General features: G+C 63.5%; 12 protein-coding genes. 7 read left to right on the forward strand and 5 right to left on the reverse strand.

Annotated features, from left to right (window positions below; genetic code table 11):
• Positions 1–18: 18 nt before the first annotated feature.
• Entirely contained in the window at positions 19–1,584 is a 1,566-nt protein-coding gene (locus NOX35_RS04325) for a serine hydrolase (protein WP_182285709.1), read from the reverse strand.
• A gap of 156 nt (positions 1,585–1,740) precedes the next feature.
• Here NOX35_RS04325 and NOX35_RS04330 point away from each other — a divergent pair, with 156 nt between their 5' ends.
• The 7 genes from NOX35_RS04330 (at position 1,741) to NOX35_RS04360 (ending at position 6,669) form a co-directional block, all read left to right on the forward strand.
• Entirely contained in the window at positions 1,741–2,013 is a 273-nt protein-coding gene (locus tag NOX35_RS04330) for a hypothetical protein (protein ID WP_256496887.1), read from the forward strand.
• Between the two features lie 5 nt (positions 2,014–2,018).
• Positions 2,019–2,450, forward strand: a complete 432-nt coding sequence (locus NOX35_RS04335; protein ID WP_232538123.1) for a PIN domain-containing protein — start codon at positions 2,019–2,021, stop codon at positions 2,448–2,450.
• Between the two features lie 69 nt (positions 2,451–2,519).
• On the forward strand, positions 2,520–3,638 hold the full coding sequence (gene hisC, locus NOX35_RS04340; RefSeq protein ID WP_256495857.1) for a histidinol-phosphate transaminase: 1,119 nt from the start codon (positions 2,520–2,522) through the stop codon (positions 3,636–3,638).
• On the forward strand, positions 3,635–4,258 hold the full coding sequence (gene hisB, locus NOX35_RS04345) for an imidazoleglycerol-phosphate dehydratase HisB (protein WP_003058637.1): 624 nt from the start codon (positions 3,635–3,637) through the stop codon (positions 4,256–4,258). Before hisC ends, hisB begins: the two co-directional genes overlap by 4 nt.
• Positions 4,259–4,339: 81 nt before the next feature.
• On the forward strand, positions 4,340–5,008 hold the full coding sequence (gene hisH / locus NOX35_RS04350; protein ID WP_182285711.1) for an imidazole glycerol phosphate synthase subunit HisH: 669 nt from the start codon (positions 4,340–4,342) through the stop codon (positions 5,006–5,008).
• 58 nt (positions 5,009–5,066) lie between these two features.
• Positions 5,067–5,810, forward strand: coding sequence for a 1-(5-phosphoribosyl)-5-[(5-phosphoribosylamino)methylideneamino]imidazole-4-carboxamide isomerase (hisA, locus tag NOX35_RS04355; RefSeq protein WP_182285712.1), 744 nt, complete (start codon positions 5,067–5,069; stop codon positions 5,808–5,810).
• A complete protein-coding gene (locus NOX35_RS04360; RefSeq protein WP_256495858.1) occupies positions 5,803–6,669 on the forward strand; it encodes a D-hexose-6-phosphate mutarotase in 867 nt (288 codons plus the stop codon). The genes hisA and NOX35_RS04360 overlap by 8 nt, the downstream gene beginning before the upstream one ends.
• 134 nt (positions 6,670–6,803) lie before the next feature.
• Here NOX35_RS04360 and NOX35_RS04365 read toward each other — a convergent pair whose 3' ends face one another.
• The 4 genes from NOX35_RS04365 to NOX35_RS04380 all read right to left on the reverse strand — a co-directional run bounded on the left by NOX35_RS04365 (position 6,804) and on the right by NOX35_RS04380 (position 12,564).
• Positions 6,804–7,673, reverse strand: coding sequence for a hypothetical protein (locus NOX35_RS04365; RefSeq protein ID WP_256495859.1), 870 nt, complete (start codon positions 7,671–7,673; stop codon positions 6,804–6,806).
• Positions 7,674–7,720: 47 nt separating this feature from the next.
• A complete protein-coding gene (locus NOX35_RS04370) occupies positions 7,721–9,355 on the reverse strand; it encodes a DUF2334 domain-containing protein (protein WP_256495860.1) in 1,635 nt (544 codons plus the stop codon).
• A gap of 38 nt (positions 9,356–9,393) precedes the next feature.
• Entirely contained in the window at positions 9,394–9,711 is a 318-nt protein-coding gene (locus NOX35_RS04375; RefSeq protein ID WP_182285716.1) for a hypothetical protein, read from the reverse strand.
• 102 nt (positions 9,712–9,813) lie between these two features.
• Complete coding sequence (locus NOX35_RS04380; protein ID WP_256495861.1) at positions 9,814–12,564, reverse strand: tetratricopeptide repeat protein; 2,751 nt, start codon at positions 12,562–12,564, stop codon at positions 9,814–9,816.
• Positions 12,565–12,566: the final 2 nt, after the last annotated feature.

The raw sequence follows: 12,566 nt of genomic DNA on the forward strand, positions 1-12,566 counted from the left end.
CTGCAGCCGCAGCGCCTCTCAGGCCCGTCTGCTGAACTGGCCCAATCCGTCGTCGTCATAGAACTCCAGCCAGAGGCTTTGGGCCGGCGCTGCGTCACCTGCCTCGAAGACCGCCAGCGAAATGCTGTGCGGAGCTGCGCTTTCGTTGCCCGGGACAAAGCAGAACTGGCTGCCGTTCCAGTGCTGCAGCACATAGGTCTGGGCTTGCGGGCCTATGCTTAGCTGCAGCCGGTTGTCGACGAGGCTGACCTGCACCGGGCCGTGGTAGGCGTTGTCATAGCTTCCCGCATAGCGCTGCAGCGCGCCCGGCGGCTGGGGCGCAGACGGGGGCTGCTGGCCCAGCAGGGAGCCCGTGGGCGCCATCAGCGGAGCGATCTTTTCGCTGTACAGCGACCACCAGTCCTGCGTGAGGCGGCCGGTCTCCATCAGGTCCACGAACTGGCGACACAGGGTTTCGGGAACGCCGATGGGCATGCCGTTGGTGAGCACGATGACGGCGGCGTCCAGCGAGGGAATGAGCATGAAGCAGGTGGCCGCGCCCAGCATGAAGGCGCCCGAATGGCTGAGGAACTTGAGCCCGCCATCGGTCGCTGCGACATTGAAGCCGAAGCCGTAGTGCCCTCCCGGCGCCTGTGGCTGCCAGGCGGCCTGCAGGGCCGCTGGGGCGACCAGCTGCTGTCCCTGCCAGCGCCCCTGCGCCAGCAGCAAAGACAGCCAGCGCGCCATGTCGTTGACGCTGGAGCTGGCGCCGCCGGCCGGTGACTGGGGGTCGGCATTGCGCGGCGTGCCGCGCTGCCAGCTGCCGTCATCGACGCGCACATGCGGGCTGGCACGGTTGGCCTGCTGCATGAATTCGGCGTAGACCGATGTGGTTCGCGTCATGCCCAGAGGCGCATACAGGGTCTGGCGAGACAGACTCGCCCAGTCGGTATTGGCAGCGCCTGCGACGCCCACGGCGGCGGCAGTCAGCCCGGCATTGGTGTAGGCGTATTCGCTGCGCAGCGGTTTGACGGGCAGCAGACGCAGCCGCTCCAGCACCACCTGCTGGTCATTGCCCAGCTCCTCGAGCTTGTCGCCCGCATGGTCGGGCAGGCCGCTGCGGTGGGCAAACAGATCGCCCACGGTCAGCACCGCGCTGCTGCCCGGATTGCGCAGCGCAAACCAGGGCAGCAAGTCCTGCATGCGGCTGTCCCAGGAGACCCGTCCCAGGCCGACCTGGCGCGCCACGACGGTGGCAGCCAGGGATTTGGAGACCGAGGCCAGCTGGAACACGGTGTCGGCATTCACGGCTGCACTGCCTCCGGTCTCGCAAAGCCCCAGGCCTTGGGCGACAAGCGTTTGCGCGCCCTGGACCACGGCCCAGGCCATGCCCGGAACACCGCTGACACGGCGCAGCGTCGCAGCCAGTTCGGGTAGTCGCCCGGCTGCCTCCGCGGCGCTCAGGCCTTTTGCTGGTACGTCGTCTCCGCCGCAGCCCGCCAGAGCCAGCCCGGAGCCGGCCGCGATGCCCAGACCGGCTCCGGCGCGGACGGTGCGATCGAGCATCTGGCGTCTGGTCCATGTGGTCTCGGATTGCTGGCTCATGATTTCTCCTCCCGGTTGGTGGGCCTGCGCTTGCAGAGGGGCAAGTTCCTGGCGAACTGTTTTTTGCTCTGCAGTATGGATTCCAGCAGGCCATTCTGGCAATTTGAAATTCAACACGAATTTCGTGTTGCACGAAATTCGTGTACCATGCAGACCATGAAGAACGTCACCATCACCGTCGAAGACAGCGTGCTTGACTGGGCGCGCATTGAAGCGGCCAGGCGTGGCAGCAGTGTGTCGCGCATGCTGGGTGACTTCATGGCCGAGCTGATGCAGCGCGAGGACGCCTACGAGCGTGCCTACCTGGCCTGGCGCACGGACGAGCGGACCTGGCAAGCTGCCGGCCAGTCGGCCAAGTCCCTGGCGCGCAGTGCCAGCAGCAAGCGTGCTGCAGTACAAAGCAATGCCGAAACCGAGGTGGCCAGGTGAACCCCGTGTTTGTCGATACCTCGGTGCTGATCGCCGCGGAAGATGCGGCTGGCGGTGCGCTGTATGCGGCCACGCTGGAGTGGCTGGATCTGCTGTGGCGCAGCCGTAGCGGCCGCACCAGCAACCAGGCGCTGGTGGAGTTCTATGACCAGGCCACCACTGCAGCCCTGCCCCTGCCGCAGGGCGATGCCCGCGCAGCCATCCGTCGCTACCAGACCTGGACGCCCTGGAAGACCGACGCCGCCACGCTGGAGACGGCCTGGGCCGTGCAGGCTCGCCATGCGCTGGACTTTGGCGACTGCCTGGCCGTGGCCTGCGCCCAGCACAGTGGCTGCAATCAGATGCTGAGCCTGCATTTGCCCCACGGGGCGGAGTTTGGCGGCGTAACCGTGGTGCATCCGCTGGAGCAAGCCGCCACGCAGAATCTTGAGGCTTGAGCGCCACAATCGCAGCGATCGGTATCGACTGCATTGGCCAACGCAAGCCTTGTGTGAAGGAGTGAACCCATGACTGCTCAAGACATCCAGACCAAAGCCCTGCAACGCATTCGCGCCGATGTACGCGCCATGCAGGGCTACCATGTGCAGCCCGCGCAGGGCCTGCTCAAGATGGACACGATGGAGAACCCCTACCGTCTGCCGCCCGAGCTGCAGAAAAAGCTGGGCGAGCATCTGGGCGGTCTGGAAATCAACCGCTACCCTGGCGAGCGTCAGGAGGTGCTCAAGCAGATGCTGGCCGACTACGCCGGTGCTCCGGCCGGTACCTCGGTGCTGCTTGGCAATGGCTCGGACGAAATCATCACCCTGCTGGCGCTGGCCACGGCCCAGCCCTGCAACAACGAGCGCGCCAAGATGCTGGCGCCCATGCCGGGCTTTGTGATGTATCCGCTGTCTGCCAAGCTGCAGGGCCTGGATTTCGTGGGCGTGAATCTGACGGGCGACTTTGACCTGGATGTGCCGGCCATGCAGGCCGCCATTGCCGAGCACCAGCCTGCCATCACCTATATCGCCTATCCCAACAATCCCACCGCCACGCTGTGGGCCGAGGACAAGGTGCAGGCCGTGATCGACGCCGTGGCCGAGGTTGGCGGTCTGGTCGTGATGGACGAGGCCTATCAGCCCTTCGCCAGCCGCAGCTGGATCACCCGCATGAAGGCCGACCCCGCGCGCAACGCCCATGTGCTGCTGATGCGCACGCTGTCCAAGTTCGGTCTGGCCGGTGCGCGCCTGGGCTATCTGATCGGCCCTTCGGCCATCGTCAACGAGATCGACAAGGTGCGCCCGCCCTACAACATCAGCGTGCTCAACTGCGAGACGGCGATTTTTGCGCTGCAGCACGAGTCCCTGTACGCCGAGCAGGCTGCTGCCATCCGTGCCGAACGCCAGCCGCTGATCGATGCCCTGGCCCTGCTGGATGGTGTGCAAAAAATCTGGCCTTCCGAAGCCAATATGGTGCTGCTGCGCGTGCGCGATGCCGGCAAGGCCCAGATCGAGATGAAGCAGCGCGGCGTGCTGGTCAAGAACGTATCGGCCATGCACCCCTTGCTGCACAACTGCCTGCGCCTGACCGTGGGTACCCGCGAAGAAAACGCCCAGATGCTGGCGGCACTGAAAGAAAGCCTATGAGCAATATCGTCCCCTCCATCGCCCAGAACCTGCCGCGCATTGCCGAAGTGCAGCGCAACACGGCCGAGACCCGCGTCGCCGTGCGCGTCAACCTCGACGGCACTGGCAAGGCCAGCCTGAACTCCGGCATCGGCTTTCTCGACCACATGCTGGACCAGATCGCGCGCCACGGCCTGATCGACATGGACATCGAATGTGCGGGCGATCTGCACATCGACGGCCACCACACGGTGGAGGACATCGGCATCACCCTGGGCCAGGCCTTCGCCAAGGCCATCGGCGACAAGAAAGGCATTCGCCGCTACGGTCATGCCTATGTGCCGCTGGACGAAGCCCTGAGCCGCGTCGTCATCGACTTCTCGGGCCGTCCCGGTCTGCACATGGATGTGAAGTTCACCGCCGGCAGCATCGGTCAGCTCGATACGCAGCTGGTTTTCGAATTCTTCCAGGGCTTTGTCAACCACGCCGGAGTGACGCTGCACATCGATAATCTCAAGGGCTTCAACGCCCACCACCAGTGCGAAACCATCTTCAAGGCCTTCGCCCGCGCCATGCGCTTTGCGCTGGAGCATGATGAGCGCATGGCAGGTGTGATTCCGTCCACCAAGGGTGCTCTCTAATCAGGAGCTGGTAGCGCTTGATATGCAGTGAATGCAAGGCGCTATCTTTAGAAAATCAAATCTCGACAAGCGGTAGCTGCTATGAGTTTGAAGAACAACACCGTAGCCGTGGTCGATTACGGCATGGGCAATCTGCGCTCGGTCTCGCAGGCGGTACGCACGGCCGCGGCCGATACCGGCTGGGACGTGGTCGTCACGGCCGATCCCGAGGTGGTCCTTGCCGCCAACCGCGTAGTCCTGCCCGGTCAGGGCGCCATGCCCGACTGCATGCGCGAGCTGCGCGAATCCGGCCTGCAGCAGGCCGTGCTCGATGCGGCTGCCAACAAGCCGCTGTTCGGCGTCTGCGTGGGCATGCAGATGCTGCTCGACCACAGCGACGAAGGCGATGTGCCGGGCCTGGGGCTGATTCCTGGCAATGTGCGCAAGTTCGATCTCGAAGGCAGGACGCAGGCCGACGGCAGTCGTTTCAAGGTGCCGCAAATGGGCTGGAACCAGGTGCAGCAGACGCAGCAGGGCGGCAAGCCCCATGCGCTGTGGGCCGGCATTCCCGACGGCAGCTTCTACTATTTTGTGCACAGCTTTTATGCGCAGGTGCAACAAAGCGCGCATTGCGCGGCCGAGGCCGACTATGGCGGCCTCTTTGCATGTGCCGTCGCACGCGATAATATTTTCGCAACCCAGTTCCACCCCGAGAAAAGCTCGGACCAGGGGCTGGCGCTGTTCCGCAACTTCCTGGGCTGGAAGCCCTGAAGTTTTTCTTTGTGCACTGGCCATTTCTGACGGCCAAACTTGCTAGCAGATCACCATCATGTTGCTCATCCCCGCTATCGACCTCAAGGACGGCCACTGCGTTCGCCTGATTCAGGGTGATATGGACCAGTCCACCACTTTCGGTGAAGACCCCGCAGCCATGGCCGCCAAATGGCTGGATGAGGGGGCCCGTCGCCTGCACCTGGTAGACCTGAACGGCGCCTTTGCGGGCCAGCCCAAGAACCTGTCGGCCATCAAGAGCATCCTCAAGGAAGTCGATGGCGAGATTCCCGTTCAGCTGGGCGGTGGCATCCGTGATCTGGACACCATCGAGCGCTACATCGATCTGGGCATCGAGTACCTGATCATCGGCACCGCTGCCGTGAAGAACCCCGGTTTCCTGCAGGATGCCTGCAGCGCCTTTCCCGGCCACATCATCGTGGGCCTGGACGCCAAGGACGGCAAGGTGGCGATCGACGGCTGGAGCAAGCTCACCGGTCAGGATGTAATCGAAACCGCCAAGCGCTTCGAAGACTGGGGCGTGGAATCCATCATCTACACCGATATCGGTCGTGACGGCATGCTCAGCGGCATCAACATCGACGCCACCGTCAAGCTGGCCCAGTCGCTGAAGATTCCGGTCATCGCCTCGGGCGGTCTGGCCGGCATGGCCGACATCGAAGCGCTGTGCAAGGTGCAGGACGAGGGCGTGGAAGGCGTTATATGCGGCCGCGCCATCTATACCGGCGATCTGGACTTCGCCGCCGGCCAGGAGCGTGCGGACGAGCTCACGGGTGAGTGACTTGACGTTTCAGGCCCAGGCCGTTGACTGGAAAGGACTCCCTGCCATTGCTTTGAAGCTGGGGCAGGGGGATTCGGTGCTGATCTGTCTGCAGGGCGCCCAGGTGCTGTCCTGGATCGGCCTGGGGCAGGAACGTTTGTTCCTCAGTCCCAGGGCGGCCCATGACGGCCAGAGCGCCATTCGCGGCGGCATTCCGGTCTGTTTCCCTCAGTTCAATCAACGCGGCCCCCTGGTCAAACATGGCTTTGCGCGCCTCAGTCGCTGGCAGGCCGATGCTGCGCAGCCATCGGGCGAGGGTGGTGTGCAAATCTCCTTGTGCCTGACGGACAGCGAGGCATCGCGCGCCGTCTGGCCGCATGCCTTTGAGGCCATGCTCAGAGTCGAGCTCAGGCCCGGCATGTTGCGCGTGGAACTGGCCGTGCATAACCGCGGCCGGCAGGACCTGTCCTTTACCGCGGCCTTGCACGGCTATCTGCGTGTGGCCCAGGTCGAGCAGGCCAGCTTGCATGGCCTTGAAGGGCTTAGCTACTGGGATGCTGCTGCGGCTCAGCCGGACACCCATGTCACGCAGGAGGGCCGCGTCAGCTTCGGTACGGAGACCGATCGCGTCTATCCCCGTGCTGCTGCAGCCGTGCAGCTGCAAAGCTCGGGCCTGCCCTGGCTGCAGCTTGCCCAGGATGCATCCTGGAGCGAAACCGTGGTCTGGAATCCAGGCCCTGCGCTGTGTGCCACGCTCAAGGACATGGAAGTCGACAGCTGGCAGCAGATGCTGTGCGTGGAGGCAGCGGCCATTGATGCGCCTGTGGTTCTTGGGCCTGATCAGCGCTGGAAGGCGGCGCAGACCTTCGAATGCTTTTGAAGCGCTGAACGGGCAGGGGTGAGGCCACCCCGAGTCTGGATCGGTCCACGTGCGCAGACCTGCAGGCCGCCGATCTGTTCAATCCTGTCGCCGGCTCCATGGGCCCAAGCCGCAGTAGCAGGGCGGAAGGCGGCTCAGCGGGGTTTGCTGCCCAGGGCATCCGCCAAGGCATCGACCAGAGGCGGGTTCAGATAATGCGGGCCGTCGAAGGCGAAGACCGTCCAGCCCTGATAGGCCGTCAGCTGCGGCAGAAACTCCTCTGCCATGGCGCTGCGAAAGCCGCCGCCCGGCGCAGGCCGGAAGGCTTCGGCAATCACCCGCACCCGCGCCAGGCCCAGATGGGCGGTCAGCATCTGCAGGTATTCGCGTGCCACGCTGGGAGTGCGCGCGTGCACGCCGACTCCATCCTGGAAAAACACGCCCACATCTTCAGGTATCCAGCGCATGATCCAGTCAACCAGCGCCTGGGGACCCATGTTGGCATTGTCATAGGCGCTGATCCACAGCGGACGCGGCAGCTTGTTGAGAACCTCGGTGAGAAGACTGGGCGCAGCCCAGGTCGGATCGACTTCGACCGGGAAGTACCAGCCGGCAACCCGCAGTGGCAGCGCTGTGATCGCTGCCTTCAAGGCATAGGACTGCATTGCCAGATCCGCGAGACTGGCGCGGGCCTTGGCCTCGTCATGCATGCCGGCCAGGCCGAGAATCAGCTCCTGCGCCCAGGGCTCGGCCGCGATGCGCTCCCAGTCCGGGAGATTGCGGCTCATGGAGGGAAGGTAAGTGCCGGGCACCAGGCTCAGATTGTCCACGGCCGTCCATTGCACCAGCAGGCGGCGGATGCCCAGACGCTGCCATGTTCCATGGGGCCGCAAAGTGTCGGCACTGGGCTGCCAGACCATGCCGGGCAGACGCAGGCCGGGCTTGGCCTGTGCCTCGGGCAGGCAGCAGCTCAGCGCCCAGGCCAGGCCCAGTGCCTCGCGTCTGTTGCATTGTTCCATCGTCATATCTATGGATCGAGCCGCTCTCTCCTTTCGGAGAAAGCGCTTTTCTTTCATGGCAGCTGACTCGGAACCGTCCAGGTGAAGCCCAGATTGGAGATGCCGCTGACAAGGCTCTTGAAGTCCGCCAGGCCAGGGGTTCCAACCTGCGGCTCCAGCCAGAACGGGTGGAAGAAGAACGAGGCATAGCCGTCACGTACCGTCTTCACATACTGGGCATTGGTGAGAATGTCCTGCCATGTGTAGTTGAAGGAGGAAGTCGGGTCGATCTGATGAATGTCGTATTCGATGTTACCCAGGCTTTCCGGCAACACTTTCTGCCCGTAGTAGTCGGTCTGGATGGGGTAGGGGAAGATCTGGCCCACAGCAAAATCCTTCTCCACCGATGCAGTGAAATTGGGCTTGTCTGCGGTGTAGTACACCACGCGTTGATAAGTCTTGGGGAAGACCTGCGTACTGGCCTTGGATGCCAGCGCCGAGCCCTGGTAGTGCGGGGTTTCCCAGGCTGTCGCGCGATATCCATTGAGAGACAGCTCCAGCAGGCCGGCTCGATAACGTCCCAACGCCCAGGATGTCGAGTCTTCCGGCACGGGCTTGTTGTTGACAATGTCCCAGAACTCGTAGTCATCGCCACTCACGGCCGTATAGCGATTGCGCACATTGCTGTACTGGTGTGTGTAGCCATGCATCACGATTTCGCCGCCGCGCACCAGTGCGTAGTTGAGAGCTCTCTTCAGATTGGTCGCCAGTGACATGGGTACCTGCATCGGCACTCCCGAGTTGTAGACGCCAAGAGGATCCTTGTAGTACGGAATGGTCGCAATCGAAAACGGGATCCGTTGCTGGTAGAGGTAGTCCGTCAGTGATTTCATTGCCGTCACACTGACCAAGGCGCTCACATCTTCAAGACGGACCATGGCCTTGTGGCTTTCGGCATGGTTCACCCCCAGCATGTCATGCAGCATGTCTGCCAGCACGAGATAGCGATCGCGTGGTCCGATATAGCTGAAGGGCAGATCCGCCACATACCAGAAGTTGCCCGACCTCACCACATAGGGCGCCTGCTCGCCGGTCTTTGGATTGGACATGGAGACCAGGTTCTGGGCCTTGGTGGTATCGGTGATGGCCGTCAGCCCCACATCGGGATCCGCATTCACGGCTCCGGTACTGCTGTCGTATGCGTAGTATTTGACAAAGGGCAGGCTTTTGTAGGTGATGGTGTCGAAGAACCCCGGTGTGGTGTTGCTTGATGTCGGAGCGGCATTGAGTCCGCGCAGTGCCGTCAGGTTGAAGCCATAGCGGGACTGGAAGCCGTAGGTCGGATCCCAGGCAAACTGCCAGAGGTTGTACTTGAACCAGACTATGGTCTTGCTCGAGCTGGCAGCATCGGTCATGAAGGCGGCAGGAACCGGGTTGTCGTAATACGCGCCCAGATAGAACGTGGCGTCGTAGCCGCTGAGCTGCCCTGCCGTGTAGTTCTGCACCGCGACCATATCGACCTTGCTGTCGAAATGTCCCAGCAGATTGCGCAGCATGATGGCATAGCCCATGCCGAGCTTGGTGTAGGCCGTATTGGGCGGCGCGTCATAAAGGATCAGTGTGCGCGGACCTGTTTGCGCAAAGGCGCCAGGGCTCGCAAAGAGCATGGCCAGCAGCCATGCCCCAAGAAGGCGTCCTAGGGTTTTCATGAGACTCTCCTGAGATCATTACACGGTGAGGCTTATTGCTACTGGTCACGGAATGGACTGCCCGGATTGGGCTTGCCTTTCGGCGGATTGCCGGGGGAGGGGTTGCCAGGTTTGACAGGCGGCTCGTCCAGCGTGTCATCCCGTGTGAAATCCTTCTTGAAATGTCCTTTGTGGTGGTGCGCGCGTTCGTTGCGCTTGCGCTCTACGGGGGACGCACCGACATCCATGCGGATCTGGGAGGCCCCAGGTGGCAATGGCGGCGGCATGACGTTGGAGGCCTGGGTCCAGTTGGCCCAGGTCAGCAGCGCCAGCGCGAGCAGCGCGCGCGTGGCCTGCCTTTGATCATGGGAGTGCATGAGAGTCTCCTTTCTGGAGTGCAGAAAGAAAAAGTGTCGAACAACACCATCTCCATAAACTCTAAGAATGGCGATGGGTTCGGGCCTTAAAGGCGTGCCATCTCAAAACACCAAGGCGGCACGTAGAAACACGCCTTTCCCTCTGTCGTCCCCGGCAAGCCGGGCGCGATACTGCAGGGAGAGGTCGAGGTAGGAGCGGGGCGCATGGTCACGGTCCTCGCGGAACCAGAAACGCATGCTCACACCAACGCCAGCGCCAACCGAGCTTTGCTTGCCCGAGGCTGTGCGTTCAGAGTTGTAATCAGCGCCCAGGACTGCATGCGGAAACAGCACCAGTCTTGAGTCGCCCCCCCCCATTCGGAAACTGCGCCCTGCTTGGGCTTCGAACGTCGCGTAGTTCTGCTTGCGATGAATAAAACGGCCCACTTCGGCGTACATATTGAACGTGTTCCAGCTGGGCACATCCACGCGCAGGTCGGTGCCCATGCCGCCCGAATATCCCATGCGCAGCAACCAGTCGTTGCTGGACAGCGAGCCGATGCGCACGCGCCGTTCGGCCGCGAGTATGAGGTTGTGATCGCTCAGCGGCTTGGCTCGAATACCGATGGCACCCTGGGTGGTCTCTCCGCCCGTGGGCACATCGTGGCGGCTGTAGACCGTTTGTGCAGCGCCTCCGTACACCTCCCAGAAGCGGCCGTCGCCGAACTTCTGCGGGCGCCAGTACACCTCGCTGACGAGCTGGGCCACGTCGCCATAGAGGCCGGGCTGGGCGCCCGCCGCGCCCAGGGAAATGCCCCGATAGCCTAGCAACGTGTTGATGCCCCAGGAGCGGTCCCGGTCGGCAACTTCACGCCGCGTCTCATACAGCTGCTGCGGCGTCATGGCGAGTCTGCCGTCATGTGCTGCGGCAATGGCCTGCTTGAAGTAGTCGATGGACTGATCGTTCTCGGCCAGCCTGCTGGCCGCGTAGGCTCCATCGCGCAGTGCCGTGTCAGGCAGGCGGCTCTGGTCACGTGCGCGGTTGAAGATGGACAAGGCACTGCGATCGTCCCCCACGCGGACGGCCAGATAGGCCAGATTGGGGTCGGCGCTTTGCTGCATCTCGGGCTCTGCGGTGGCCTGGGCAAAGCGTGCTGCCGCCTCGTCTCGCCGCCCTAGCTGAAGCAGCAGATCCACCTCGCTGGACAGGGACAGGCCGCCCATCTGCAAGGCCGTCTGTGCGTCGGCGTTGGCAGCCTCGGTCATACCCTGCTCGCGACGCAGACGACTGCGCAAGGCCAGCACTTCGACTGCATCGGGCTGAAGCTGCAGTGTTTGATCGGCCTCCTCAAGTGCCTGTGCCTTCTGGCCTGCAGCCAGCAATGCCTGCAGGCGCAACTGGCGATAGGGCAGTTGTCCGGGGTTGAGTTGTATGGCAGCAGCGGCCTTGTCTGCCGCCAAGGCATATTGCCCATCGCTGTAGGCTTGATAGGCTTCATGTGCGACTTTGTATGCCGGGTCCGGCGCTTGCTGACCGGGCCAGATTTCGCAGCCGGGCACATCGCCGGCGCTGAAGCAGTTGACCAGGGGCAGCGGCAGCTCGTAGCTGCGTGACATGGTTGAGGAGCGCAGCGTCTTGAGCTGTTCCCGGCGGCTGTTGACGTCGGCATTGCTGTCCGCCTCCAGCGCCTGCACCAGCCGCTGGGCTCGTTCTGTCTGGCCGGCGGCCAGCGCTGCATCCAGGGCTATCACGCCGTAGTTCTGCCGCTCCGACCGCGACAGATGGGGGGCGGCAAGCGCTGCGTCGAAAGCCTGTTCGGAGGCCATGCCGCGACCTTGGAGATGCAGGGCCACGCCCTGCAGTACCTGCAGTGCAGGATCATGCTGCAGCGCCAGCCCCTGCTCTGCCACACGCTGTGCCTGGGCCGCCTGCCCATCCTGAAGCAGCAGGCCCAGCCATTGCAGGCGCGGCGCCAGCGCCTGCGGTGCCAGACGCACGCTGGACTCGGCATGGCGCAGGGCCTTGGCCATGTCGCCTTGCTCGCGGGCCTGCAGGGCTTGCTCGAAAGGGCGCAGAGCCTGGCGCTGGCGTATGGAGGTACGCAGCATCTGCCAATCGGCATCTGACTGCAGCTGTTTGACCTTGTCCAGTCTTGCTGCACGGGCTTCGGCCTCGTCGAAGCGCCCGTTCTCCACCAGCAGATAGACCAGCAGGCGCTGGTAGTCCAGACGCCCGGGGGCCGCAGCTACGGCCTGCCTTGCCAGAGGCAAGGCCGTCGCGAAGTCGCGCCGCTCGGTGGCGGCATAGGCCTGGCTGGCCTTGGCGTAACCAGCAGGCATTGCCTGTGCGGTCGGGCTCTTGCGCGGGCGCGGCGTGGTGTCCGCTGTCGATGCGGCCGCCTTTGCCGGCTCCGGTGTTGTCGCTGCTGAAGGCGTGGCCGTGCCTGGCGTCTTCGGCGGCTCCTTGGCCGCAGGAGCGGGCAGAGCTTGAGACTCGGGCTGTCTGGCTGGAACGGCTCCCTGATGCATGTCGCGCAGAGCCTGGGCCAGACGCGCATCGCCAGGGTGGCGCTGAAGCTGGGCTTTCAATACGGCTTCGGCCTGTGCGGGTTGGCCAAAGCGGCGATGGGCTGCCGCCAGTTGCAAGGCGATCTCGGTGTTGTCCGGTGCCAGACGCTGAGCCTGCTGCAGCTCGGAGATGGCGCGCTGGCCATCGCCGCGCGCCATGGCCTCATACGCCTTGTCGATCCGGGGGTAGACCTGAAAGCGCTGTCTGGGAGTGATATCCGGACCTAGATCCACCGTCTGCGCCAGACCATCGTATGGGGTGGCGCATGCCAGGGAAAGAACCAGAATAGGACGAGAAAGCTTCATAT

It is taken from the genome of Comamonas sp. C11 (assembly GCF_024496285.1).
Taxonomy (GTDB): Bacteria; Pseudomonadota; Gammaproteobacteria; order Burkholderiales; family Burkholderiaceae_C; genus Comamonas; species Comamonas testosteroni_F.

Coding starts and splice junctions, on each gene's coding strand:
- NOX35_RS04375 (WP_182285716.1), bottom strand. CDS start 9,711: ATGCACTCCCATGATCAAAGGCAGGCCACGCGCGCGCTGCTCGCGCTG.
- NOX35_RS04330 (WP_256496887.1), top strand. CDS start 1,741: ATGAAGAACGTCACCATCACCGTCGAAGACAGCGTGCTTGACTGGGCG.
- NOX35_RS04325 (WP_182285709.1), bottom strand. CDS start 1,584: ATGAGCCAGCAATCCGAGACCACATGGACCAGACGCCAGATGCTCGAT.
- NOX35_RS04365 (WP_256495859.1), bottom strand. CDS start 7,673: ATGACGATGGAACAATGCAACAGACGCGAGGCACTGGGCCTGGCCTGG.
- NOX35_RS04370 (WP_256495860.1), bottom strand. CDS start 9,355: ATGAAAACCCTAGGACGCCTTCTTGGGGCATGGCTGCTGGCCATGCTC.
- NOX35_RS04380 (WP_256495861.1), bottom strand. CDS start 12,564: ATGAAGCTTTCTCGTCCTATTCTGGTTCTTTCCCTGGCATGCGCCACC.
- hisA (WP_182285712.1), top strand. CDS start 5,067: ATGTTGCTCATCCCCGCTATCGACCTCAAGGACGGCCACTGCGTTCGC.
- hisC (WP_256495857.1), top strand. CDS start 2,520: ATGACTGCTCAAGACATCCAGACCAAAGCCCTGCAACGCATTCGCGCC.
- hisH (WP_182285711.1), top strand. CDS start 4,340: ATGAGTTTGAAGAACAACACCGTAGCCGTGGTCGATTACGGCATGGGC.
- hisB (WP_003058637.1), top strand. CDS start 3,635: ATGAGCAATATCGTCCCCTCCATCGCCCAGAACCTGCCGCGCATTGCC.